Here is a 22898-nt window from a genome sequence, read left to right as displayed (position 1 = left end):
GGTAGTTTTACCATGGTCAACGTGGCCGATAGTGCCGACGTTGACGTGCGGTTTTGTACGTTCAAATTTTTCTTTAGACACGGCTTTATTCCTTACTATAGTGCTCTCCCCTTCTGGAGAGAGCACGGGACTTTGGTTTTAACCCTGAGGCTTATTTACCACGGGCTTCGATTACGGCCTGAGCAACGTTGTTCGGTGCATCATCATACTTCAGGAATTCCATAGTGTACGATGCACGACCTTTGGTCAGAGAACGCAGTTGAGTTGCGTATCCGAACATTTCAGACAGCGGCACTTCAGCGTGAATCTTAACGCCAGTGACTTCAGATTCCTGACCGCGCAGCATACCGCGACGACGGCTAAGGTCACCGATAACGTCACCGGTGTTCTCTTCCGGAGTCTCTACTTCAACCTTCATGATCGGCTCAAGCAGAACTGGTTTCGCTTTCTTAAAGCCATCTTTAAAGGCAATAGACGCAGCCAGTTTAAACGCCAGTTCAGAGGAGTCAACGTCGTGGTAAGAACCGAAGTGCAGACGCACACCGAGGTCAACAACCGGGTAACCCGCCAGCGGGCCAGCTTTCAGCTGTTCCTGGATGCCTTTATCAACAGCCGGGATGTATTCGCCAGGAATTACACCACCTTTAATGTCGTTGATGAACTCGTAACCTTTCGGGTTAGAGCCCGGCTCCAGCGGGTACATGTCGATAACAACATGACCATACTGACCGCGACCACCAGACTGTTTGGCGTGTTTACCTTCGATATCGGTAACTTTCGCGCGAATCGCTTCACGGTAAGCAACCTGAGGTTTACCGACGTTCGCTTCAACGTTGAATTCACGTTTCATACGGTCAACGATGATGTCGAGGTGCAGCTCACCCATACCGGCGATAATGGTCTGGTTAGATTCTTCGTCAGTCCATACGCGGAATGACGGGTCTTCTTTCGCCAGACGGCCCAGAGCCAGACCCATTTTTTCCTGGTCAGCTTTGGTTTTCGGTTCTACCGCGATGGAGATTACCGGTTCCGGGAATTCCATACGTTCCAGAATGATCGGATGATCCGGATCACACAGGGTATCACCAGTAATAACGTCTTTCAGACCGATCGCAGCAGCGATGTCGCCCGCGCGAACTTCTTTGATCTCTTCACGTTTGTTGGCGTGCATCTGTACGATACGACCAAAACGTTCACGTGCAGCTTTCACAGAGTTCAGTACGGTATCACCGGAGTTAACTACGCCGGAGTACACGCGGAAGAACGTCAGGTTACCAACGAACGGGTCGGTAGCGATTTTGAACGCCAGAGCAGAGAACGGCTCTTCGTCGCTAGCGTGACGCTCAGCCGGGGTATCTTTACCGTCGTCCAGCATACCGTTGATCGCAGGTACGTCAGTCGGGGATGGCAGGTAATCAATTACCGCATCCAGCATCGCCTGAACACCTTTGTTTTTGAACGCAGAACCACAGGTAACCAGGATGATTTCGTTGTTCAGAACGCGCTGACGCAGGGCAGATTTGATCTCTGCTTCAGTCAGTTCTTCACCACCCAGGTATTTTTCCATCAGCTCTTCGGAAGCTTCCGCAGCGGATTCGATCAGGTTCTGGTGCCATTCGTCAGCCAGGTCCTGCATCTCAGCCGGGATATCTTCGTATTCGAAGGTTACGCCCTGGTCTGCTTCGTTCCAGTTGATGGCTTTCATTTTCACCAGGTCAACAACACCGGTGAAACCTTCTTCAGCACCAATCGCCAACTGCAGCGGAACCGGGTTCGCGCCCAGACGGGATTTGATCTGACCAACAACTTTCAGGAAGTTAGCGCCCATGCGGTCCATTTTGTTAACGAACGCGATGCGCGGAACTTTATATTTGTTAGCCTGACGCCATACGGTTTCAGACTGCGGCTGAACACCACCAACTGCGCAGTAAACCATTACCGCACCGTCAAGAACACGCATGGAACGTTCTACTTCGATAGTGAAGTCAACGTGCCCCGGGGTGTCGATGATGTTTACGCGATGCGGTTCATACTGCTTCGCCATACCAGACCAGAATGCGGTAGTCGCAGCGGAGGTAATGGTAATACCACGCTCCTGCTCCTGCTCCATCCAGTCCATGGTTGCGGCGCCGTCATGAACTTCACCGATTTTGTGGTTTACACCGGTGTAGAACAGAATACGTTCGGTAGTCGTGGTTTTACCGGCGTCGATGTGCGCACTGATACCAATGTTACGGTAACGTGCGATGGGTGTTGTACGAGCCATTTGATTCCTCGTTTGTCTCTTTAGGCGTTCAGATTTAAGTTGCCAAATAGCGGGCGACTTACAGGAAGCGCCCGCCTGGTGACTAAAACTCCGAAGGGATTACCAACGGTAGTGTGCGAACGCCTTGTTGGCTTCGGCCATACGGTGAACGTCTTCACGTTTCTTAACTGCAGTACCTTTGTTGTCTGCAGCATCAGAAAGTTCGTTCGCCAGGCGCAGAGCCATGGATTTATCACCGCGTTTACGAGCAGCTTCAACGATCCAACGCATTGCCAGGGCATTGCGGCGAACCGGACGTACTTCAACCGGAACCTGATAAGTAGAACCACCAACGCGGCGAGACTTAACTTCGACAGTCGGGCGCACGTTTTCGAGAGCTACTTCGAAAGCTTCCAGTTCATTTTTACCAGAACGCTGAGCCAGGGTCTCCAGCGCGCTGTATACGATTGATTCTGCAGTAGATTTTTTACCGTCTACCATCAGGATATTGACAAATTTAGCCAGCAGTTCTGATCCGAACTTCGGATCCGGCAGAATTTTACGCTGACCAATAACACGACGACGTGGCATGGAAATACTCCGTTGTTAATTCAGGATTGTCCAAAACTCTAAGAGTTTAGTTTGACATTAAGTTAAAACAGTTTGGCCTTACTTAACGGAGAACCATTAAGCCTTAGGACGTTTCACGCCGTATTTGGAGCGAGATTGCTTACGGTCTTTAACACCGGAGCAGTCGAGCGCGCCACGTACAGTGTGGTAACGAACACCCGGGAGGTCTTTTACACGACCGCCACGGATCAGGATCACGGAGTGCTCCTGCAGGTTGTGACCTTCACCACCGATGTAGGAAGTCACTTCGAAACCGTTAGTCAGACGAACACGGCATACTTTACGCAGCGCGGAGTTCGGTTTTTTCGGGGTGGTAGTATATACGCGAGTACATACGCCACGTTTTTGCGGGCATGCTTCCAGCGCCGGAACGTTGCTTTTTGCAACTTTGCGTGCGCGTGGTTTGCGTACCAGCTGGTTAACTGTTGCCATTAAATAGCTCCTGGTTTTAGCTTTTGCTTCGTAAACACGTAATAAAACGACCTCATATAATATGAGGACGCAGAATTTTATGGCTGTGCTGAAAAGGTGTCAAGAAATATACAGCGATCACACATTACCAACGCATCTGAGCATCATGTTTCACGGCCAGACTCACGAAATCAGTATAGTCAACCCTGACGACACTGCTCGAAATTTGACCAGAAAGACCACGCGCATCAACGTCTTCACTCAGCACGTGTAGCGATATGGGGGCATTGAGCAATAAGTCAATGAAACGTCCGCCTTCCAGCGCCGCCGTTACGCCGTCAGACAACAGCAGTAAATCATCGCCAGGGCGCACTAATCGCAGCATTGCCGCCATATCGCACTGCCATGGGGACTGAGACAAAGTATGCAGCATAGACGCCTCAAAAGGTCATAACGACGGTGTATTCATCAAGCCGCTCGCGCAGCGCATCAGGTTCCAGACACCGGGCAGGCAATACAAACGCCGCATCTTCGCTTAAGCCACGCTCACGCAGCGAAGCAGCACACAGCCAGCACTGGTCGATATCGTAGAGAGGAAGGACTTTAAATGTGGCGATGTAATCCCGCGCCAGAATGGCATCAGGTCGCTGATTCGCCAGCAGTTGAAAAACGCCGTCACCCACGAAAAACACGCCAATATCATCGGTAAACGCGGAGGTCGCCAGCAGCGCATCCAGACCTTCACGCCCGGAAGCGGAGCCGTGCGGCGCCGAAGTAAATACAAAGGCAATACGCGTCATCAGAACTGCACCACCCGATCGCAGGAGAGCGCGGCTTCCGCGAGTGCGCCCAGCCCGGTTAGCGAAAACCCGGCCTGCAGGTTAGCAGCAGGAAGCCCCAACCGCTGTGCTTCCGCTGAATCAACCACACCGCGACGAAGCGCCGCAGCAACGCAAATATGCAGTTCGACCTGCTGTTCGTCGTGCAATTTTTGCCATGCACGCACCAAATCAAACTCATCGCTGGCGGGAGCGGTCAGCGCATTCGCGTTGCTCACCCCCTCCCGGTAAAAAAAAACGCTGCCAAGCGTATGCCCTGCCGCCAACAGCGCAACCGCAAACTGGTAGGCACTGCTGGCCTGTTGCGTGCCGTACGCCGGGCCGGTCACCATCAGGGCAAAACGCATTACCGCTCCTGCCCGGAAAAGTCACCGCTTTTGAACTGACGAATGTACAGATACACGGTGTGTTTGGAGATGTTCAGGCGGTCGGCCACCTGGTTAATAGCGTCTTTAATATCAAAGATGCCTTTCTCATAGAGATTCAGGACGATCTGCCGGTTCTTGGCGTTGTTGGAAACGTTACGATCGGCATTCACCTCTTCGATAGTGAACTCCAGCGTTTGTGTGACCAGGTCTTCCACCGAGGAGGCAAAGTTGACCGACGATCCCGCATCCGGAGTTTCTGGCGGAATAAAGGTGCTCATAATTTGCGAGAACGGCACATCGAGGTTCATGTTAATACACAGCAGACCAATCACCCGGTGCTCGCGATTACGGATCGCGATGGTTTCCGACTTCATCAGTACGCCGCTTTTCGCTCGTGTGAAGTAGCACTTGGACACGCTACTGTCCGCGCCTGTCATATCGTGCAGCATACGCAATGCAAGATCGGTAATGGGTGAACCGATTTTACGCCCGGTGTGTTCGCCGTTGGCAATGCGAATAGCGGAACATTTCAGATCCTGCAGGGAGTGCAAAACAATTTCGCAATGGGAACCAATGAGCATCGCTAACCCGTCCACCACCGCTTCATAAGATTTGAGGATATCGAAGTCGGTTTGATCGAAAGGACGTTGATCCAGTAAATCAAGCTCACTGGTTTCGTTGGTTAATAGCGACCTGGACATGAAAAAAAACACTCCTTTTCAGGAGCCTGTCGTTATGTTTTCAGGGCAGGCTCAGTATTTATATGGGGATCTAAATTAATACATCGTAGGTTAAGCTTTCCAGAATTATATACACTTTATCCGTCAAGCTACCTGTTTGTTGGCTGCATCCTGAATGGGGGTCAAAAAAAACGCCGCCCGAAGGCGGCGCTTTTTTCGCGGTATTACTTCTTACTGGCGTCTGCAGCTTTCGGGTCAGCGGCTTTATCGCCTGCCGCCGGTGCTGCTTCTGGCGCGGCGGCGTCAGCTTTCGGCGCCGCTTTAATGTCCAACAGTTCTACATCAAAGACCAGCGTAGAGTTAGCCGGGATCCCCGGAACACCCGTTTTGCCATAGGCCAGAGCCGGCGGGATAACCAGCTTGATCTTGCCGCCTTTCTTGATGTTTTTCAGGCCTTCGGTCCAGCCCGGGATAACACCATCCAGACGGAAGGAGAGCGGTTCGCCGCGGGTGTAGGAGTTGTCGAACTCTTTACCGTCGATCAGCGTCCCTTTGTAGTTCACCACCACGGTATCGCTGTCTTTCGGCGCATCGCCAGTACCGTCTTTCTCAACTTTGTACAGCAGACCGGTGTCAGACGTTTTCACACCTTTCTCTTTTGCAAAGGTGTCGCGGAAGGCTTTGCCTTTGGCTTCGTTATCAGCCGCGTCTTTTTCCATGCGTTCCTGAGCGGCGCTCTTCACGCGGGTTTCAAACGCTTGCAGAGTCTGTTCGATTTCCTGGTCGCTCAGTTTGCTCTTATCGGCAAACGCATCCTGAACACCGGCGATCAGCTGAGCTTTATCCAGTTTGATGCCCAGTTTTTCCTGCTCTTTCAGGGAGTTTTCCATGTAGCGGCCCAGTGACGCGCCGAGCGCATAGGCGGATTTCTGGTCGTCATTTTTAAATGCCGCTTTGCTGTCAGCTGCTGCTGCAGTCTCTTTCTTTGCGGCATCCGCAGCGAAAGAAATCGGTGCATGAAGTGCTACGGCCATGGTGGTCGCCAGCAGCGTGACTTTAAACAGTGATTTCATCCATTTCTCCAGGGGCCGGGGCATCTCGCCCCAGGGTTAAACATAAGAAAGTAAGGAACGTACTATAAAGCGTTGCGCGGGAAATCAACATAAGGACACCCGCCGAATTCACCTGTTTTCTGACTATTTTTGTTTAAATAAGTTTCTGCTTTTCTGCGCTGATGCTGTATCGCACGGCAAAGTTCAGTAAAATCCGCCCGTTTAATGAAAACCGGGTCAGACGCAATCCAGAGGTAAAGAATGCAAGAGTTAACGATAGAAGCCCGACTGGCGGAACTGGAAAGCCGGTTGGCCTTTCAGGAGATGACCATTGAAGAGCTGAACCAGACGGTCATCGCGCATGAACTGGAAATGGCGAAGCTGCGCGAGCACCTCCGTTTGATGGCTGAAAAACTGAAAGCCAGCCAGCCTTCCCATATGGCCTCACCGTCAGAAGAGACGCCTCCGCCCCATTATTGAGGCGTAAAAAAAGCGGGTTTCCCCGCTTTTTTATTACGCAATCAACGCACCGACAGTGCGCAAGACAACGCGTATTAGTGGCAACCGCAACCGCCGTGACCACCGCAACCACCTTTACCGTGGTCATGATCGTGATCGTGGCCGTGACCGCCGCAGCAACCATCGTGATCGTGGTCGTGATCGTGGTCATGACCGTGTGCACCGTGAACGTGGCCATGAGCCAGCTCTTCTTCGGTTGCTTCGCGGATAGCGACAACTTCCACGTTGAACTTCAGGTTCTGGCCTGCCAGCATGTGGTTGCCGTCAACCACAACGTGGTCGTCTTCCACTTCGGTAATTTCTACCGGCACCGGACCCTGGTCGGTTTCTGCCAGGAAACGCATACCCACCTGCAGCTCGTCAACGCCCATAAAGACGTCTTTCGGTACGCGCTGCACCAGGTTTTCGTCGTACTGACCGTAAGCGTCGTTCGCGCCAACAGCCACATCGAATTTGTCGCCGACTGCGTGACCGTCCAGCGCGTTTTCCAGACCAGAGATCAGGGAACCGTGACCGTGCAGGTAGTCCAGCGGCGCACTCACCGGAGACTCATCAACCAATACACCGTCTTCTGTACGTACCTGATAGGCCAGGCTGACCACCAGGTCTTTTGCTACTTTCATGATATCTCCTGAGCGTGGGAAAATTACTGGCGCAGATTGTAGCGGAATTCTGCACCCGTGTACCCTTTAGCTTAAAAAAACCTGCCTGATATCGCTAGTCCGGATGAAAAATCCCGATCACTTGCTCATCTTTGCGCACATGCTCTTTAACGTCCTTATCGGCTTCGCGCATCTGATGCCCACACTTAACGCATTCAACAATATCGACATTATTTTCACGCCACATCGCCATCGAATCCTTCGCCTGGCACGCCGGGCAGATAGCACCGGCAATAAAACGTTTACGAACAGCCATTCGAATTCCCCTTATTCAAACTCGTCCCAGCCATCCAACTGGCGACGCTCTTGCTGCATTTCACGCTGAAAAATCTCTTCCAGCTCTCGCCGCGCTTCGCGCACACGGGAAATTTGCACCGTGTCGGTATGCACTGGCATCAATTCACGCAGCATGCGCATATCCAGGCGCTTAAAATGGAGCTGCGCGCGTTGAGCCTGGTGCGGATGCATCCCCAGCGAGATAAGCGACTTACGCCCCAATTCCAGCGCACTGGAAAAGGTCTCGCGGGAAAACTGCGTAACCCCGGCCTGTAACAACTCATGAGCTTCCACACGCCCTCTCGCCCGCGCAAGAATGGTCAGGTTCGGGAAATGCTGCTGGCATATTTCCACCAGCTTCATGGTATCCAGCGGATCGTTACAGGTAATCACGATGGATTTCGCCGCCTCCGCCCCCGCTGAGCGCAACAGCTCCACTTGCGTCGCATCGCCGTAATAGACCTTATAACCGTATTTTCGCATCAGGTTGACGGCGCTGATATCCCGCTCCAGCACGGTAATACGCATTTTATTGGCCATTAACAGGCGACCAATTACCTGACCAAAACGCCCGAAGCCCACCACAATGACCTGCGGTTTATCGTCTTCCACCCACGGTGCTTCGTCTTCATCTTCCGGGGTGTTAAAACGCCGGGAGAGCACGTTATCAATGCCGCGCATCAGCAAAGGCGTGGTCATCATCGACAGGGTGACGGTCACCAGCAGCAGCGCCATCTGGTCATGCTGGAACAGATGCTGGGAAGAGGCGGAAGAGAAAAGCACGAAGGCAAATTCTCCCCCCTGGCTGAGCACCCCCGCAAACTGCATCCGTTCTGAACTGCGCAGGCCATACAGGCGCGCCAGTCCGTACAACACCAGCGTTTTCACCGCCACCAGCACCATTACGCTCAACACGACCCACAACAGGTGGGTATAGAGCACGCCCAGATTCAGCGCCATGCCAACAGAAATAAAGAACAACCCCAGCAACAGTCCTTTAAATGGCTCAATGGCAATTTCCAGCTCATGCCGGTATTCGCTTTCCGCCAGTAAAACCCCGGCGATAAACGTACCGAGCGCCATCGACAGCCCCAGCGCATCCATAAACAGCGCTGAACCAAGCACCAGCAGCAGTGTCGCGGCGGTAAACACTTCCCGCACGCCGGAACCGGCAATGAAGCGGAACACCGGTCGCAACAGATAACGACCGCCAATCAACATGCCCGCGAAAGCCAGCACCTTCAGGCCAACCTTCATCCAGTCGAGATGCTCATCCCCATTCCCCGCCAGCAGTGGCACCAGTGCCAGCGCGGGGATCACCGCCAAATCCTGAAACAGCAGCACCGAAAAACCCAGTTGCCCGGACTCGCTGCGGTTCATCCCCTTGTCGCGCATCAGTTGCAGCGCCATCGCGGTAGATGACATCGCCAGGCCAATGCCGCCGATCACCGCCGCCTGCCAGGAAAACTGCGTCAGCATCAATAAACCGGCGAGGATCGCCGCACTCAGCAATACCTGCGCCGCGCCCACGCCAAAGATCGACCGCCGCAACTCCCACAGTTTTGCCGGATTCAGTTCCAGGCCGATGATAAACATCAGGAACACCACGCCCAGCTCGGAAAAATGCAGGATTTCATCCACATCGCTGATGAACCCCAAACCCCACGGGCCAATGGCGATTCCCGCCAGCAAATACCCAAGCACCGCGCCAATGCCCAGACGGGAGGCTAACGGTACGGCGACCACCGCCGCAAACAGAAACAACACCCCTGCCAGTAACAGATCGGACCCTTCCATTAACGACCTCCATCCGGCAACGGCGATGCCAGCCACTCAGCGTAAGCTTTAGCGTGATTCGCCAGTTCCTGCGGGGGTTGCCTGCGCGCCCAGTAGATAATGATCGGGCTAAGCCAGTGCATGCGACACATGGCGGCGGTCAGCTCGAAGGGGCGCAAAATATCGCTCATGGGATATCCGTTAAGACCATCGTGACGATAAGCCGTCTCCGGCTCGCCAGTGGTGATGACGCTACGCCAGTACTTTCCCGCCAGTTGATTCCCGCCTGTGCCGCTGGCAAACCCACGGCTCAAAACGCGGTCCAGCCACTCTTTGAGCAGCGCCGGGCAACTGTAGGTATAAAGCGGGTGCTGGAACACGATAACGTCATGCTCACGCAGTAACGCCTGTTCATAAGGGATATCAATAAAAAAGTCGGGATAACGGGCATACAAATCATGCACCGTCACGTTTTGCATCTGCATTGCCGGTTTAAGCAAAACCCGGTTCGCCACCGAGTCCTGAGATTCCGGATGGGCATACAGCAGCAACACTTTCGCTGTCTGTGACATCTCTTCCCCTCCCGGGCGTCGTACCTGTTACGCTTCCGGCTGGCTACCCGCGGGCGCTGCCAGAATGATTTTGTCTATCATCTTCATTTTGGGCTACCATTGCGGCCCCGGTACGGCATTTGGCCGTAACCTTACATTATCATAATGACAAATTAACATAGTCTGAACATACGGCGCCTTATGATTGTTTTCTCCTCGTTACAAATTCGTCGCGGTGTGCGTGTCCTGCTGGACAACGCCACGGCCACCATCAATCCAGGCCAGAAAGTCGGTCTGGTGGGTAAAAATGGCTGCGGTAAATCCACGCTGCTGTCGCTGTTGAAAAACGAGATTGGCGCCGACGGCGGCAACGTGACCTTTCCGGGAAACTGGCAACTGGCGTGGGTAAACCAGGAAACGCCAGCGCTCAACGAAGCGGCTATCGATTATGTGATAGACGGCGATCGGGAATACCGCCAGCTTGAAGCGCAGCTCAACGCGGCCAACGAGCGTAACGACGGTCATGCCATCGCTCTCGTGCACGGCAAACTGGATGCGATTGATGCCTGGACCATCCGTTCACGCGCTTCCAGCCTGCTGCACGGTCTGGGCTTCACCAATGAACAGTTGGATCGCCCGGTCAGCGACTTCTCTGGTGGCTGGCGCATGCGCTTAAACCTTGCGCAGGCGCTGATTTGCCGCTCCGATCTCCTGTTGCTCGACGAACCGACCAACCACCTGGATCTCGACGCCGTGATCTGGCTGGAGAAGTGGCTGAAAAGCTACCAGGGAACGCTGATCCTGATTTCCCACGACCGTGACTTCCTCGATCCGGTGGTGGACAAAATTCTGCATATCGAGCAGCAAAGCCTGTTCGAATATACCGGCAACTACAGCTCATTCGAACGTCAGCGCGCCACGCGTCTGGCTCAGCAGCAGGCCACTTACGAGAGCCAGCAGCAACGCGTTGCCCATCTGCAAAGCTTTATCGACCGTTTTAAAGCCAAAGCCAGCAAAGCGAAACAGGCGCAGAGCCGCATCAAAATGCTTGAACGCATGGAGCTGATTGCCCCGGCGCACGTGGACAACCCGTTCCATTTCAGCTTCCGCGCCCCGGAAAGCCTGCCCAACCCCTTACTGAAGATGGAAAAAGTCAGCGCAGGGTATGGCGATCGCACCATCCTTAACGCCATCAAGATCAACCTGGTGCCGGGCTCCCGTATTGGTCTGCTGGGGCGTAACGGTGCCGGTAAATCCACCTTTATCAAACTGCTGGCCGGGGAACTGGCGGCGCAGAGTGGTGAAATTGGCCTCGCGAAGGGCATTAAGCTGGGTTATTTCGCCCAGCACCAGCTGGAATTCTTACGCGCCGACGAATCCCCCTTACAGCATCTGGCCCGGCTCGCCCCACAGGAGCTGGAGCAAAAACTGCGTGATTATCTCGGCGGTTTCGGTTTCCAGGGCGACAAAGTCACGGAAATAACCGAACGTTTCTCCGGCGGTGAAAAAGCGCGGCTGGTGCTGGCGCTGATCGTCTGGCAGCGTCCGAACCTGTTGCTGCTTGATGAACCGACTAACCACCTTGACCTGGACATGCGCCAGGCGCTGACCGAAGCGCTGATTGAGTTTGAAGGCGCGCTGGTTGTCGTGTCGCACGATCGCCACCTTATTCGTTCCACCACCGACGATCTCTATCTGGTGTACGACGGCAAAGTCGAGCCATTCGAAGGGGATCTGGAAGATTATCAGCAGTGGCTGAGCGACGTCCAAAAGCAGGAGAGCCAGCCAGCGGATGCCGTGGCTAAAGAGAGCGGCAACAGCGCGCAGGCGCGTAAAGATCAAAAACGCCGTGAAGCAGAGCTGCGCACGCAAACGCAGCCGCTACGTAAAGAGATCGCCCGTCTGGAAAAAGAGATGGAAAAGCTGAACGCACAACTGGCGCAGGCTGAAGAGAAGCTGGGCGACAGCGGGTTGTACGATCAGAGCCGCAAAGCGGAGCTGACCGACTGCCTGCAACAGCAGGCCGCAGCGAAATCCGGACTGGAAGAGTGTGAAATGGCGTGGCTGGACGCACACGAGCAACTGGAAGCGATGCTGCAAGGGGACTAACGCGCCAGTCAGGCGGCGAGAGGGCTTATGAATCTGGATATCACCAACGACATTACGTTTCGCAAGCTGGGTATTTTCATGGCCTTTATGGACAAGGGAAATATCGCCCGCGCCGCCGAAGCCCTCAATCTTAGCGGTGTCAGCGTGCACCGTGCGTTGCACACGCTGGAAGAGAATGTCCGCTGCCCGCTGTTTGTCCATAAAGGCCGTAATCTGATACCGCTGCCCGCAGCCTGGACTCTGCTGGAATATTGCCAGGAAGTGACGCAACTGATGGAGCGCGGTCTGGACGAAGCGCGCAAAACCGCTGGCGTCGGCCAGGGCAGATTACGCGTCGGCACTCTCTATTCGCTGACGCTGGAAACCGTACCGCGACTGATTATGGGCATGAAGTTACGCCGCCCCGAGCTGGAAATGGATTTAACCATGGGCTCGAACGACACCCTGCTGCACATGCTGGCTGAGGGAACGCTGGATGCGATTCTGATCTCCATTTCCGAAAGCGAGATCGACCGCAGCAGTCTTGAAGTGCTGCCGCTGTTCCATGACGATATCTTCCTTGCTGCTCCGGCCAGCGCCACGCTGAAAACCGATACCCTCGCCGATCTGCGGGATTACCGGACGCAGAAATTTGTCTCGCTGGCGGAAGGTTTCGCCACTTACGCCGGGTTTCAGGAAGCGTTTCATATTGCCGGGTTTGAACCGGAAATCGTCACCCGCGTTAATGACATTTTCTCGATGCTCAGCCTGGTGCAGGCGGGTGTGGGCTTTTCGCTGATGCCGGGAAGAATGAAAAAGGTCTATGAAAGTTCGGTGCAACTATTGCGCCTGGCGGAGCCGTATCAAATGCAGCAGTTAATCGCCATTGTCTTCGCCCGCAACCGCGAGCACGATCCCAACCTGCTGGCGCTCGCCGCCGAAGGCCGGATGTACGCCCGCAGTTTACAGGATAACGCCTGATTTTTTGCCCGCGAAAACGCCTCGCGTCACCATCCGGCCAGGGGCAAAATACCTCACGCGCTGAGCCGCTTCGCCAGGTGCAACACCACATCCACACCGCTACGCTCCAGCGAAAGACTTTCGCCGTTCCACGCCGCCTGTCGGGTCAGACAGGTCAAAATACCGCCCGGCGGCATTTCGATAGCCAGTCTGGCGTCGCGTTCGTTAGCGGCAATCACCGCTTCCTGCCAGCGCACAGTGCGCGCCATATTCCACGCCAGATCGTCGGCAATTTTCTCCGGCTGCCATAGCACGCGCCCGGTACTGCCGCTTAAATAGGCGCATTGTGGCCGGGACAACGTGACGTCAGCAAAGGCCTGCGCCAGTTTCTTTGCCGGTGCGTCCAGCAATGCACAGTGAGAGGGTACGCTAACCGCCAGCCGTTGCACTTTGCTGGCTCCTTTTGCCAGCGCACGCTGCGCCACTTGCGCCATCGCTTCATCGCTCCCGGCAATCACAATCTGTGTTTCGGCATTGAGATTGGCGATATACGCCCCGCTGCCTGCCACCAGCGTTTCCACCTGGGGGAGCGTCAGTCCCATAATGGCCGTCAGCCCGTATCCTTGCGGATAGGCCTGCTCCATCAAATCACCACGCAGCGCCACCAGTCGCAACGCATCGCGAAAATCGAGTGCGCCAGCAATCACCGCCGCCGGGTAAGCGCCAATCGACAACCCGCTGGTGATATCCGCCTGCACGCCACGACGCTGTAACTCACGCGCCCAGGCCACTCCGGCAATCAGCAGCGCCAGTTGCACTGCGCGCGTATGTTTTAATGCTTCCGACGTATCCAGGCTATCAACTTCTGCCCCGAGCACCGCGCGGGCTTCGTTTATTTCGTTTCCCGGAAGCGCCTGTAACATACCGGGACGCTGTGTCCCCTGCCCCGGGAAAGTGAACAGAATTTTCATTACTCCTCCCTGCGCCAGGGGTCGCTCATCAGACGCGGCCCGTGGTTCGTTTTCAGCATCACCCGCCCATCACGCAGCCACTCCGCCAGTGCAAAACCGCCATTTGGCGTGTCCACTTGCGTATCTGCCCGGCACAGCCCACCGCTGATTTGCTGCTGCCAGCGTTGCAGCTCAGCCTGAGCAAGTGGCTGCGGCGCGCGGATCAACAGGTCGAGATCGCTGGTCGCGTGAATAACCGGAATCCCGGTCGCCAGCGCATAGGCGGTACTGCCGGTAACACCCCATATCCAGGGCCAGTTTAGCTGCGCCAGTTGCAGCGCCAGCTGTACCGGCGGCTGAGAGATAAACGGCGAACGCAGCAGTTCCTGCGGCGCGATAAGCTGTTCGGGTGAGACCACACGGTTAACCCGTTCCGGCCTCACCCACCCCGCCGCGCGCTGATCGCGGCGCAAACCGCGCACGCCTACGGGAATTCGTCCACTCGCATCAACATCACGCCGCACAACAACCGGTAACCCGGCGTGCCAGATCTCAGCGACCCAGGGTTCGCTTACCCCTTCCAGCGCGTCATGCGCGGAAAGCCAAAGCAGATCGTGTGGGCGTAATGTTGCGGTCATGGTTACATTCCTGAAGTCAGCGAAATAAACAGCGGCAGCGACAGGATACACAGAACGGAGCTCAGCAGCAGTACGGCTTCAGCATCCGGCGATTGCACGCCAAAGCGGTTACCGAATACCACGCCGAAGAAGCCAGCCGCCAGTGCAATCATCAGGATAGCGGTAATAGCCACAGAACCATGCAGACCGAACACCAGCACAATCCCCCAGGCAATGGCGGGTTGGATCAGCAGTTTCGTGATGGTTGCAGAGATAACCATGGTGTTAATTGCCAGTTTGCGCGCAGACAGGATAACCCCGGTCAGGAACAGCGCCGCAGCGGTAGCAGACAGGCCCAGCGGTTTAATAGAAGCCAGTACCAGTTCCGGCATCTTGATACCGATAGCGGAAAGCACTACGCCCAATAACGGTCCCCAGACAATCGGTTTTTTCACCGAGCGCCACATCAGCACCGGCAGCATCGCCAGCGTGGAACCGGTATCGCCACCCGCCGCACGGGCTTTTTCGCGCTCAAGGATCAGCAGGCAGAACGGGGTCATCAGTACGGAACCACAAGCGATGGAAACCGCCACGGACAACGAGGTTGAAGAGCCTTCGCCCAGTACGCTACCAAGGATCGGCAGGCCCAGCGCCGCATAGTTCGGCAGTGCCACGGTCAGCGTCAGCACAGCAGCATCCTGCGGCGATTTTTTGAAAACAGACGTTGCCAGGAAATAGATGGCGGCGTAGGTAATCCACATGGAGAGCACCAGCACCACAATCAGGGGTGACTGGGCGATAATCCCGGTCCACGGTGTCTGTACGGTGGCGCTAAACAGCGCAGCCGGCAGGGCGAAGTCCATTACAAAGATATTGAGCAGGGAAACGTTTTTGTTGTCGACCATTTTGGCCTTTCCCGCCCAGAAACCCAGCAGCATGATGACAAAGATCGGTGCGAGGGCATGAACAATTACATAAGTCATAGAAAATCACCTGTAAGCCTTTAAAAGGAAAAGAAATAGCACTAGCGCGATGGTTATTATTTTCAGTAGCGCATGAGCGCGGGTTCGCGCCCATGCGTTGCTATCTGGCAGGTTTCTTTTTACTTACCAGCTCGCTTTCATGCGTTCGCGCACAAGAGCGGAGCTACGGCGGTTGTCAGCACCCAGACGGTTTTTTAACGAGGTGTCCTGACGAGCGTCTTTAATGGCCTGTTGCAGCGTGGTGGTCACCTGCGCCAGATCGCTTGCGGAAGGCGCATCCGGATTGCTGATATTCAGCAGATCCGCCAGCAGCCCCAGCGTTGCGTAGTTACTGATGTCATACGCCATCGGTGGGATAGTGGCGGCCAGTTTTTCCAGTGCCTCAACGGTACGCAGCGTAATGCGCGCCGCCGACTCTTTGCCCATCGCGTGGATCAGTACACCGGCGTCGTTGAACGCAATCAGGCGGTTAGCCTGGTAGCCGTGCGCCAGAAATGCACCGGACATCGCTTTACCGACGATCAAGCCGATCACCGGGTGACCCGCCAGACGCGCATTGGCGTAAGCCGCGGCTGCACCGGCTAACGCCTGGTGAATACCAAACGCTTCTTCGCGACGGCCATAGGCCTGGCTCGGCACATCAATCACCGCGATGATCGGACGTTTCACGCTGCTGTTGGCATCGGCTGCCACGGTTTCGCTGACAGCTTTTGCCAACGTCCAGCCTTCCAGCAGACCGACTTCCCCTTTTGCCGCCCGTGGGTAATGGTTGTTGGCATCCGGCACCACGGCGATAAAACGCACCGCTTCGCCGTTAACGTCGCCATCTGCGGCCTGCACTGACGGGCACAGCCCGCTCAGGCGTTGGGCGTTAGGCGCCAGTTTTTCCAGCCATAATGCGCCGCGGCTCATTGTCGTACTCATGCTTTACCCTCCCCGGCAAACAACGCGCTGATCTGCTCTGCATCCGCTTGTTTGCGGGTGTCGAACTGGCTCAGACGTTGCAGATAGTCATCGTATTTATCGGTGCGATGTTGCGCCGGCACGCCTTTGGCGATCGCCGCATTCATTGCCGTTTTCACCGCATTAATGCCGTCGCCGACCAGCGCATCCACCAGCCCACTGTGATAGCGCACTTCGCCGCCGGTCATGCTCCAGATAAACGGACGGTCGCGGGAGTCATACTCTTCGATCCCGGCTTCCTGCTCGATAACCTGCGGGCCGTTCAGACCCAGGCGCGCTTCACGGGTCACAATCAGGTAGCTGCACAGCGCCGCCGCGATGGACATCCCACCAAAGCAGCCAACAGTCCCGGCAACAATGCCGACCACCGGGGTGTAACGGCGCAGATCGACAATCGCGGCATGGATATCGGCAATCGCCGCCAGGCCGAGGTTGGCTTCCTGCAAACGCACGCCGCCGGTTTCCAGGCACAACACCGCCTGCGTCGGGATGCCGTTGCGGTTATCTTCCGCCGCCAGTTCCAGCGCCGCCGCCATTTTCGCGCCGGAGACTTCGCCCATACTGCCGCCCTGGAAAGCGCCTTCGATGGCGACCACCACCGCAGGCTGACCATTGATGGTGCCTTTAGCGACCACCATGCCGTCATCCGCCTGCGGCACGATGCCCTGCGGCCCTAACCACGGCGAGATAATGCCGTCGAACGGATCCAGCAATTCGCGGTAGCTGCCTTCATCCAGCAGTGCATGTGCGCGCTGACGCGCTTTGAGTTCGATAAAACTGCGATCGTCACGCATAGCTCACCTCTTCGAAAACCTGTTCGATACGGATACGCGCCACACCGGGCGTCGCGCCGAAATCGTGAATCACCAGCTTGCCGGCAGGCAGCGTGCTGACCAGACCGAGGCGGTTGAACAGGGCTTCCCAGCGTCCACGGCTGTTATCCACGGAGGTGGTGATATCAATTGTCAGTGTTTGCCCCTGGTCGGCGGTGAATAACACCTCCATATCCCCGGAGCCCACAACGCCTGCCAGCGCTTTACCGCGTAAGGCGCGGCCCGCAGGCACGGTTATCGTAATGTGTTCCATAACTTCCTCTTAATTCGCTAAATAAGGCGTGGTAATGCGATCGAGAAACAGCGTGGCGGCGAGTAAATCTGCCGCACCGCCCGGCGACGCGTTTAACGCCAGCATTTGCCTGTCCAGTTCGGCCAGCCGCTGCTGCCCGTCAGGATGCGCAACCCCACCCGCACGCAGTACCGCACGCGCACCGTGGCGCATCGCCTCCAGGCCTTCGAGACCCGCGCGCGATAACACACAGGTGTCGCTGAGTGAGGTCATGATGGCCATCAGCGCATCCAGCCTTGCGTGGGTTTCGCTGCTGCCGCGCTGGCGGCTGAGGTGGAGCTGCGGCAGCGCCAGCCTCATGATGTGCGGAAACGCCTGCTGTGCTTCTTCACGCGCGCCGGGAACCCGGTAGCGGTGCGTGGCGCGAAGCCCTTTACTAAAGACCTTCGGCGCAGCGTCATCGGGCAGTGTCGCCAGTTGGGCAGCAATGTTGGCAATCGCCCGCGCCGACCCTTCGCCGCCGCACATCGCCACCGCGCTGACCAACAAGCCCAGCGCCCAAATCGCACCGCGATGGGTATTCACGCCGTCGGTGGCGGCCATCATCTGCTGCTCGCCTTCCCGACCGAGTCGCCCTATGGTTTGTCTGAGCGCAACGTTTGCCGGTTGCAACCAGCTTTGTTGCGCCAGCGCCTGAAACGTAGGGGTCAGGCTGTGCGCGGAACGCTCCATCAGTTCGAGCGTTAAATCGTGGTGCGCGCCGTTCCCCCGACTGTCCACCAGACCGGGTTTCGGGCTTAAACGTGCTTCGTCAATCAGACATTGTGTGGCGGTGTGCGCCAGACGAAAGGCACCGCCCTCAGCCGCAATCTGTGGCAGAAGTTTCATTACCAGCTCCGGAATTTCGCAGGTGGGTTGTAAAGACCGCCGGACCATTCCACCAGGTCAGCCACGCTGCTGGCAGCCAGCAACGAGCGGGTCGCATCAGTGCGGCGAATGCCCATATCTTCCGGGTACACCACTTTGCCGCTCTGGCGCAACGCAGCGACGCGTTTGGCATCCACACCCAGACCGATGTCGGTAATACCGGCAACCGCAGCGACCATCGCGCGGCGCTCTTCCATACTGTCGGCACGGTAGAGGTAAGCAATCCCCTCTTCGGTCAGCACATGGGTAACGTCATCGCCATAAATCATTACCGGTGCCAGCGGCATACCGGAGGATTTCGCCACGTCCACGGCATCGAGTTTCTCGACAAAGGACGGTTTCGCGCCTGCCTGGAAGGTTTCCACCATCTGCACCACCAGTTTTTTACCGCGCTGCATCGGGTCAGGTTCGGTAATCATGTTCAGCCATGCCGGGGTAGCGTGGCGACGACCATGCGGGTCATGCCCCATGTTCGGCGCGCCGCCAAAACCGGACAGGCGACCACGCGTGACGGTGGAGGAGTTTGCCAGGCCATCGATCTGTAAGGTGGAACCGATAAACATATCCACCGCGTACTGGCCTGCTAACTGGCAGAACGCACGGTTGGAACGCATGGAGCCGTCAGCACCGGTGAAGAACACGTCCGGACGGGCACGGATGTACTCTTCCATCCCCAGCTCACCACCAAAGCAGTGCACGCTTTCCACCCAGCCGCTTTCAATTGCCGGGATCAGCGTCGGATGCGGGTTCAGCGTCCAGTGTTTACAGATTTTGCCTTTCAGGCCGAGCTGTTCGCCGTAGGTCGGCAGCAGCAGTTCGATAGCCGCAGTGTTAAAACCGATACCGTGGTTCAGCGACTGCACCTGATGCTCCGCGTAGATGCCTTTAATCGCCATCATCGCCATCAGGATGTGTTCTTGTTTAATCAGACGCGGGTCACGGGTGAACAGCGGTTCGATAAAGAACGGTTTGTCAGCAACAACCACGTAGTCAATCCACGAGCCGGGGATATCCACACGCGGCAGATCGCACTCGTCGTCCACCAGTTCGTTCACTTGCGCAATGACAATACCGTCGCGGAAGGCCGCTGCTTCAACCAGCGCCGGGGTATCTTCCGTACTCGGGCCGGTGTACAGGTTGCCTTTGCGGTCCGCTTTGTAACCGGCAATCAGCGCCACGTTCGGGCACAGGTCAACATACAGACGGGAGTAAAGTTCGATGTAAGTGTGGATCGCGCCGATTTCCAGCAGGCCGTCTTCCAGCAGTTGCGAAATGCGCAAGCTTTGGGTGCCAGAGAAGGAAAAATCGAGTTTGCGTGCGATGCCTTTCTCAAAGATATCAAGATGTTCGCTGCGACCGACGCTTGGCATAATCATATGCAGGTCGTGCACTTTTTGCGGGTTGACTTCAGCCAGCGAGCGGGAAAGGAAATCCGCCTGCTTCTGGTTGTTCCCTTCGAGTACCACACGGTCGCCCGGTGCGATCAGTTTTTCCAGCATGGCGACAAGGTCGCCGGTCGGCAGTACCTTGCCCTGCACAGGAACGGACGCCAGGCGGCGCTGTTTCTCGCTGCGCCGCGTGTTCCATACCCGTGCTGGCGTTTGCCCAGATAACATTATTAACCTCCTGATTCAGCTCATCATTTTGATTTGCTTAACACTGAACTCAGTGTGCGCTCTGGTGATAAAGGCATCAATTAAGGAGGTCGTTAAATCATTAGCCTGAGAGTAATAATCAAAGAAACAATCTGTGATGTGGATCAGTTTCAGCGGCGGGAAAAAGATCTATGGCGGCACAGAATGCGCCGCCATGAAGAGATTAGCGCTGGCTGGCCAGACGCTGGCGGATCTGTTCGAAATGTTCAGACAGGTAGAGCTTGCCATCCAGGAAGCGGGTTTTCAGTTCACCGCCTTGCTCCTGCTCCCAGCTCTGCTCGTCATGCAGTTGCAGTTCGCCCTGCGCGTCACGCTCTACCCGCAATAACCCACGTGCCGAACGTTTCAGGCCGTTATCGGTTTTCGGCTCTTTAAAAATCATCCGCCCTTCGCCGTTTACCGCTCCCCAGGTGGCTTTCATGGCAAAACCGAAGGTATCGCGGGTGTTGTACTGATAAGTAAAAGAACCTACGCCGAACACCACATTCGAACTGGCAAACCCTTTAGCCTCCAGACGACGCAGGATCTCATTGGCGCGCGCCAGGGTAATGGAGTCGCCGTAAATCAGACCAACGTGCGGATCCAGCACTTTGTAGCCTTTGTCGTTGATCGTGCCGCCAAAAATGTCCCACAGCACTTCGACAGAGCCTTTCTCTTCCGGGCTGCGTTCGGGACGGGTGTCGTCATCCGCGCCAGTACCGCAGAGGATCTCCACCGGGTCGCCGCTGTCCGGACGGAACACTACACGACCTTCGCGACCAAGAATGATCTGTTTCAGCTCGCGGGTATATTCCGTCAGAACGCGCCAGTAGTCCCAGGTATCAGAGACAATCGACACAAATCCCTGCGGGTAGATGTCGGCAATCAGGCGACGGAACGTTTCAATTTCATGGTCATGTTCCCCCATACACATCACGCTGTGCTCGGTGGCCGGAATGCTGGCGCCAATGAAGTATGCTTCACCGCCAGTGTAGTGATCGCGGGCATACAGCAGCGACGGGATGCTGTCGGTCCCTTTAAAACTCAGCAGGTGACCTGCCCCGGCCTGCGCAGTGTCGTGCAGGCCCGCCATACCGCGGAATGAGAAGTCATGACACTGGAAATCCAGGTGTGATAAATCCGTACAGGTTTTTGCCGCCCACTGTTCACAAATCTTACGGTAGTGGTGCGCAATGGTGGCATTGGTGGAGGCTTTCCACAGTTCGGCGGAGAGCACCGTTTCCAGGTAGTTCACCAGCCAGAAAAACTCATCGCGGGTGTTAGTGATGGTGAGAACCGGCACTTTCATCGGGACTTTGCTGCCTTCATCCAGCGACTTAATGTGCAATGGCAGATAACCCAAACGATGCAGCGCGCGAATGTGATCCACCGCCACGGCATCCCTGCCGAGATAGCTGTCCATCACCTGTTTGTATTCGTTCACCACGTCCTCTTCCGGGCGGGCAAAAAAGCCGTCGTTAAACAGATCGACCATAAACCATTGCAGGAACCCCTGCAGGCCAAAGAACACCAGTTTGCCGTCTGCCACCGGCGACTGGAAAAAGCGGTCGCTGCGCGGGGTAAAGTTGGAGTACACCTGCGTTGTCCCCTGCGGATACTGCACGCGGTGCGACACTTTGTAACCGTCGATAGCCAGGATTGGATTGATATTCATGGTGTTATCTCCCTTAAGCGCGAAAAATGGTGTCAATGTCGATCAGTTCAACCCGCGGCTCAGCAAGCTCAGGCGAGGCGTAGGACGTGGTGGTGTAAATGGCGTCGATACCGTTGTTGAGCAGGTTCTCCACACCTTTGGAGAAGACGCCGTGCGTAACATACAGACTGACGCTGCGGGCACCCGCATCGCGCAGTACCTGAGCCGAGCCAATAAACGTGCCGCCTGCATCGCAGAGGTCATCAACAATCAGCAGGTCTTTTCCTGCCACATCGCCAGAGACCAGCGCAAACCCGGTCAGATTACCGGTCGCCACATCGCGCGCCTTCGTCAGAATGGCGTACGTCTGCGCGCCGCTGGCTTTCGCCACGTTGTGGATTTTCTTCAGGGCGCCCGCATCCGGCGCCACCAGCATCAGTTCGCCCTGACGGATGGCGCGGCGCAGCGTTTCGCTCTGTAACAGGCAGGTTTCCTGAGCAATAGCGACACAGTGATGAATGGCTGCGGCGGCGGCATCGCTGTGCGGATCGAGGATAAACACTTTGTCGAAATTCAGCGTGTTCAGCTGGTTAGCGAAGACTTTCAGCGCAAAGCTGTCGCCTGCCACCATATGCCGGTCCTGACGCGCCCATGGCAGCCAGGCCAGTTCCAGATGGCTGATGTTGATATCTGCAACATGGCGTACCGCCTCGACCAACTGCGCCAGCAGCATAAAATCGTTCATATCCCGCATGGCGGCCATACGGATACGCATAACGCGGGCGAAGGATGGCAGCGTACCGGTGACTTTCAGCCATACTGCACCATCCGGAAAAACGCCGTGCGTAACATCAACCTGCTGATTATCCATAAACAACGCAATTCTGCTCGCCATCATTCACCTCACATTTATTTAATTATGTCCCTTGGACACTTTTAATATTGTCTATAAGACACTATTGATGCAAGCGTTTTTTGTATGCACCACGCAGAAAGAAGATAACAGGCTGAAAAATAACAGATTAAAAGTTAACTTGCCGCACTTCGG

26 protein-coding genes are annotated in these 22898 nt (G+C 55.8%); 3 read left to right on the top strand and 23 right to left on the bottom strand.

Going from position 1 to position 22898, the window contains the following annotated elements; translation table 11 throughout:
- The 9 genes from ACQ3G7_RS19520 to fkpA form a co-directional block, all read right to left on the bottom strand.
- Positions 1–81: elongation factor Tu (locus ACQ3G7_RS19520; protein WP_003842260.1), on the bottom strand; the 81-nt coding region annotated here is incomplete at its 3' end.
- A 70-nt stretch (positions 82–151) separates the two neighbouring features.
- Positions 152–2266 (bottom strand): elongation factor G, encoded by a 2115-nt coding sequence (fusA, locus tag ACQ3G7_RS19515; protein WP_263099086.1) that lies wholly within the window; start codon positions 2264–2266, stop codon positions 152–154.
- A 99-nt stretch (positions 2267–2365) separates the two neighbouring features.
- Positions 2366–2836 (bottom strand): 30S ribosomal protein S7, encoded by a 471-nt coding sequence (gene rpsG, locus ACQ3G7_RS19510; protein WP_035894363.1) that lies wholly within the window; start codon positions 2834–2836, stop codon positions 2366–2368.
- Between the two features lie 96 nt (positions 2837–2932).
- Complete coding sequence (gene rpsL / locus ACQ3G7_RS19505) at positions 2933–3307, bottom strand: 30S ribosomal protein S12 (protein WP_003023654.1); 375 nt, start codon at positions 3305–3307, stop codon at positions 2933–2935.
- A gap of 124 nt (positions 3308–3431) precedes the next feature.
- A complete protein-coding gene (gene tusB, locus ACQ3G7_RS19500; protein WP_263099085.1) occupies positions 3432–3719 on the bottom strand; it encodes a sulfurtransferase complex subunit TusB in 288 nt (95 codons plus the stop codon).
- 7 nt (positions 3720–3726) lie between these two features.
- Positions 3727–4086: a sulfurtransferase complex subunit TusC gene (gene tusC / locus ACQ3G7_RS19495; protein WP_263099084.1), complete on the bottom strand. Its 360-nt coding sequence runs from the start codon at positions 4084–4086 to the stop codon at positions 3727–3729.
- Positions 4086–4472 (bottom strand): sulfurtransferase complex subunit TusD, encoded by a 387-nt coding sequence (gene tusD, locus ACQ3G7_RS19490; protein WP_263099083.1) that lies wholly within the window; start codon positions 4470–4472, stop codon positions 4086–4088. Before tusD ends, tusC begins: the two co-directional genes overlap by 1 nt.
- Positions 4472–5194: a helix-turn-helix transcriptional regulator gene (locus tag ACQ3G7_RS19485; RefSeq protein WP_263099082.1), complete on the bottom strand. Its 723-nt coding sequence runs from the start codon at positions 5192–5194 to the stop codon at positions 4472–4474. The genes tusD and ACQ3G7_RS19485 overlap by 1 nt, the downstream gene beginning before the upstream one ends.
- Positions 5195–5397: 203 nt before the next feature.
- Entirely contained in the window at positions 5398–6246 is an 849-nt protein-coding gene (gene fkpA / locus ACQ3G7_RS19480; RefSeq protein ID WP_061492916.1) for an FKBP-type peptidyl-prolyl cis-trans isomerase, read from the bottom strand.
- A gap of 240 nt (positions 6247–6486) precedes the next feature.
- Here fkpA and ACQ3G7_RS19475 point away from each other — a divergent pair, with 240 nt between their 5' ends.
- Entirely contained in the window at positions 6487–6705 is a 219-nt protein-coding gene (locus ACQ3G7_RS19475) for a protein SlyX (RefSeq protein ID WP_061492915.1), read from the top strand.
- Between the two features lie 74 nt (positions 6706–6779).
- Here the strand turns inward: ACQ3G7_RS19475 and slyD are convergent, their stop codons facing one another.
- From slyD to kefG, 4 genes are all read right to left on the bottom strand, one after another.
- Entirely contained in the window at positions 6780–7367 is a 588-nt protein-coding gene (slyD, locus tag ACQ3G7_RS19470) for a peptidylprolyl isomerase (RefSeq protein WP_263099081.1), read from the bottom strand.
- Between the two features lie 94 nt (positions 7368–7461).
- On the bottom strand, positions 7462–7662 hold the full coding sequence (locus ACQ3G7_RS19465; RefSeq protein WP_430891369.1) for a YheV family putative zinc ribbon protein: 201 nt from the start codon (positions 7660–7662) through the stop codon (positions 7462–7464).
- An 11-nt stretch (positions 7663–7673) separates the two neighbouring features.
- Positions 7674–9479 carry a glutathione-regulated potassium-efflux system protein KefB gene (gene kefB, locus ACQ3G7_RS19460; RefSeq protein ID WP_430891367.1) on the bottom strand — a complete coding sequence of 602 codons (1806 nt, stop codon included), beginning with the start codon at positions 9477–9479 and terminating at the stop codon, positions 7674–7676.
- Complete coding sequence (gene kefG / locus ACQ3G7_RS19455) at positions 9479–10030, bottom strand: glutathione-regulated potassium-efflux system ancillary protein KefG (RefSeq protein ID WP_263099078.1); 552 nt, start codon at positions 10028–10030, stop codon at positions 9479–9481. The genes kefB and kefG overlap by 1 nt, the downstream gene beginning before the upstream one ends.
- A gap of 180 nt (positions 10031–10210) precedes the next feature.
- Here kefG and ACQ3G7_RS19450 point away from each other — a divergent pair, with 180 nt between their 5' ends.
- Together ACQ3G7_RS19450 and ACQ3G7_RS19445 are read left to right on the top strand one after the other, a co-directional pair.
- A complete protein-coding gene (locus tag ACQ3G7_RS19450) occupies positions 10211–12118 on the top strand; it encodes an ABC transporter ATP-binding protein (protein ID WP_430891365.1) in 1908 nt (635 codons plus the stop codon).
- A gap of 27 nt (positions 12119–12145) precedes the next feature.
- A complete protein-coding gene (locus tag ACQ3G7_RS19445) occupies positions 12146–13078 on the top strand; it encodes a LysR family transcriptional regulator (RefSeq protein ID WP_430891363.1) in 933 nt (310 codons plus the stop codon).
- Positions 13079–13131: 53 nt separating this feature from the next.
- Here ACQ3G7_RS19445 and mdcH read toward each other — a convergent pair whose 3' ends face one another.
- From mdcH to prs, 10 genes are all read right to left on the bottom strand, one after another.
- A complete protein-coding gene (mdcH, locus tag ACQ3G7_RS19440; RefSeq protein WP_430891361.1) occupies positions 13132–14028 on the bottom strand; it encodes a malonate decarboxylase subunit epsilon in 897 nt (298 codons plus the stop codon).
- Positions 14028–14645 (bottom strand): malonate decarboxylase holo-ACP synthase, encoded by a 618-nt coding sequence (locus ACQ3G7_RS19435; protein WP_430891359.1) that lies wholly within the window; start codon positions 14643–14645, stop codon positions 14028–14030. The genes mdcH and ACQ3G7_RS19435 overlap by 1 nt, the downstream gene beginning before the upstream one ends.
- A gap of 2 nt (positions 14646–14647) precedes the next feature.
- Complete coding sequence (locus ACQ3G7_RS19430; RefSeq protein ID WP_430891357.1) at positions 14648–15607, bottom strand: AEC family transporter; 960 nt, start codon at positions 15605–15607, stop codon at positions 14648–14650.
- Positions 15608–15730: 123 nt separating this feature from the next.
- Entirely contained in the window at positions 15731–16531 is an 801-nt protein-coding gene (gene mdcE / locus ACQ3G7_RS19425) for a biotin-independent malonate decarboxylase subunit gamma (RefSeq protein ID WP_263099072.1), read from the bottom strand.
- Positions 16528–17364 (bottom strand): biotin-independent malonate decarboxylase subunit beta, encoded by an 837-nt coding sequence (locus ACQ3G7_RS19420; RefSeq protein ID WP_263099071.1) that lies wholly within the window; start codon positions 17362–17364, stop codon positions 16528–16530. Before ACQ3G7_RS19420 ends, mdcE begins: the two co-directional genes overlap by 4 nt.
- The gene (mdcC, locus tag ACQ3G7_RS19415; protein WP_263099070.1) at positions 17357–17656 is read right to left on the bottom strand and encodes a malonate decarboxylase acyl carrier protein; all 300 of its coding nucleotides are present in this window, start codon (positions 17654–17656) and stop codon (positions 17357–17359) included. The genes ACQ3G7_RS19420 and mdcC overlap by 8 nt, the downstream gene beginning before the upstream one ends.
- A gap of 9 nt (positions 17657–17665) precedes the next feature.
- Positions 17666–18523, bottom strand: coding sequence for a triphosphoribosyl-dephospho-CoA synthase (locus ACQ3G7_RS19410; protein WP_430891354.1), 858 nt, complete (start codon positions 18521–18523; stop codon positions 17666–17668).
- Entirely contained in the window at positions 18523–20178 is a 1656-nt protein-coding gene (gene mdcA, locus ACQ3G7_RS19405; protein ID WP_263099068.1) for a malonate decarboxylase subunit alpha, read from the bottom strand. Before mdcA ends, ACQ3G7_RS19410 begins: the two co-directional genes overlap by 1 nt.
- Positions 20179–20380: 202 nt before the next feature.
- Positions 20381–21871, bottom strand: coding sequence for a nicotinate phosphoribosyltransferase (locus tag ACQ3G7_RS19400; protein WP_430891352.1), 1491 nt, complete (start codon positions 21869–21871; stop codon positions 20381–20383).
- Positions 21872–21884: 13 nt separating this feature from the next.
- A complete protein-coding gene (gene prs, locus ACQ3G7_RS19395; protein WP_430891383.1) occupies positions 21885–22745 on the bottom strand; it encodes a ribose-phosphate diphosphokinase in 861 nt (286 codons plus the stop codon).
- Positions 22746–22898: the final 153 nt, after the last annotated feature.

It is taken from the genome of Kosakonia sp. N21, from assembly GCF_050587465.1.
Taxonomy (GTDB): domain Bacteria; phylum Pseudomonadota; class Gammaproteobacteria; order Enterobacterales; family Enterobacteriaceae.
This window is presented reverse-complemented; position numbering and strand designations above follow the sequence as displayed.

What these genes read in the sequence shown, in the direction of transcription:
- ACQ3G7_RS19445 (WP_430891363.1), top strand. Translation starts at nt 12,146, where the DNA reads ATGAATCTGGATATCACCAACGACATTACGTTTCGCAAGCTGGGTATT.
- mdcC (WP_263099070.1), bottom strand. Translation starts at nt 17,656, where the DNA reads ATGGAACACATTACGATAACCGTGCCTGCGGGCCGCGCCTTACGCGGT.
- ACQ3G7_RS19435 (WP_430891359.1), bottom strand. Translation starts at nt 14,645, where the DNA reads ATGACCGCAACATTACGCCCACACGATCTGCTTTGGCTTTCCGCGCAT.
- kefB (WP_430891367.1), bottom strand. Translation starts at nt 9,479, where the DNA reads ATGGAAGGGTCCGATCTGTTACTGGCAGGGGTGTTGTTTCTGTTTGCG.
- fusA (WP_263099086.1), bottom strand. Translation starts at nt 2,266, where the DNA reads ATGGCTCGTACAACACCCATCGCACGTTACCGTAACATTGGTATCAGT.
- rpsL (WP_003023654.1), bottom strand. Translation starts at nt 3,307, where the DNA reads ATGGCAACAGTTAACCAGCTGGTACGCAAACCACGCGCACGCAAAGTT.
- tusC (WP_263099084.1), bottom strand. Translation starts at nt 4,086, where the DNA reads ATGACGCGTATTGCCTTTGTATTTACTTCGGCGCCGCACGGCTCCGCT.
- ACQ3G7_RS19430 (WP_430891357.1), bottom strand. Translation starts at nt 15,607, where the DNA reads ATGACTTATGTAATTGTTCATGCCCTCGCACCGATCTTTGTCATCATG.
- kefG (WP_263099078.1), bottom strand. Translation starts at nt 10,030, where the DNA reads ATGTCACAGACAGCGAAAGTGTTGCTGCTGTATGCCCATCCGGAATCT.
- ACQ3G7_RS19475 (WP_061492915.1), top strand. Translation starts at nt 6,487, where the DNA reads ATGCAAGAGTTAACGATAGAAGCCCGACTGGCGGAACTGGAAAGCCGG.
- prs (WP_430891383.1), bottom strand. Translation starts at nt 22,745, where the DNA reads ATGGCGAGCAGAATTGCGTTGTTTATGGATAATCAGCAGGTTGATGTT.
- ACQ3G7_RS19450 (WP_430891365.1), top strand. Translation starts at nt 10,211, where the DNA reads ATGATTGTTTTCTCCTCGTTACAAATTCGTCGCGGTGTGCGTGTCCTG.
- slyD (WP_263099081.1), bottom strand. Translation starts at nt 7,367, where the DNA reads ATGAAAGTAGCAAAAGACCTGGTGGTCAGCCTGGCCTATCAGGTACGT.
- ACQ3G7_RS19400 (WP_430891352.1), bottom strand. Translation starts at nt 21,871, where the DNA reads ATGAATATCAATCCAATCCTGGCTATCGACGGTTACAAAGTGTCGCAC.
- tusB (WP_263099085.1), bottom strand. Translation starts at nt 3,719, where the DNA reads ATGCTGCATACTTTGTCTCAGTCCCCATGGCAGTGCGATATGGCGGCA.
- mdcA (WP_263099068.1), bottom strand. Translation starts at nt 20,178, where the DNA reads ATGTTATCTGGGCAAACGCCAGCACGGGTATGGAACACGCGGCGCAGC.
- tusD (WP_263099083.1), bottom strand. Translation starts at nt 4,472, where the DNA reads ATGCGTTTTGCCCTGATGGTGACCGGCCCGGCGTACGGCACGCAACAG.
- rpsG (WP_035894363.1), bottom strand. Translation starts at nt 2,836, where the DNA reads ATGCCACGTCGTCGTGTTATTGGTCAGCGTAAAATTCTGCCGGATCCG.
- ACQ3G7_RS19485 (WP_263099082.1), bottom strand. Translation starts at nt 5,194, where the DNA reads ATGTCCAGGTCGCTATTAACCAACGAAACCAGTGAGCTTGATTTACTG.
- ACQ3G7_RS19420 (WP_263099071.1), bottom strand. Translation starts at nt 17,364, where the DNA reads ATGCGTGACGATCGCAGTTTTATCGAACTCAAAGCGCGTCAGCGCGCA.
- ACQ3G7_RS19410 (WP_430891354.1), bottom strand. Translation starts at nt 18,523, where the DNA reads ATGAAACTTCTGCCACAGATTGCGGCTGAGGGCGGTGCCTTTCGTCTG.
- mdcE (WP_263099072.1), bottom strand. Translation starts at nt 16,531, where the DNA reads ATGAGTACGACAATGAGCCGCGGCGCATTATGGCTGGAAAAACTGGCG.
- ACQ3G7_RS19465 (WP_430891369.1), bottom strand. Translation starts at nt 7,662, where the DNA reads ATGGCTGTTCGTAAACGTTTTATTGCCGGTGCTATCTGCCCGGCGTGC.
- mdcH (WP_430891361.1), bottom strand. Translation starts at nt 14,028, where the DNA reads ATGAAAATTCTGTTCACTTTCCCGGGGCAGGGGACACAGCGTCCCGGT.
- fkpA (WP_061492916.1), bottom strand. Translation starts at nt 6,246, where the DNA reads ATGAAATCACTGTTTAAAGTCACGCTGCTGGCGACCACCATGGCCGTA.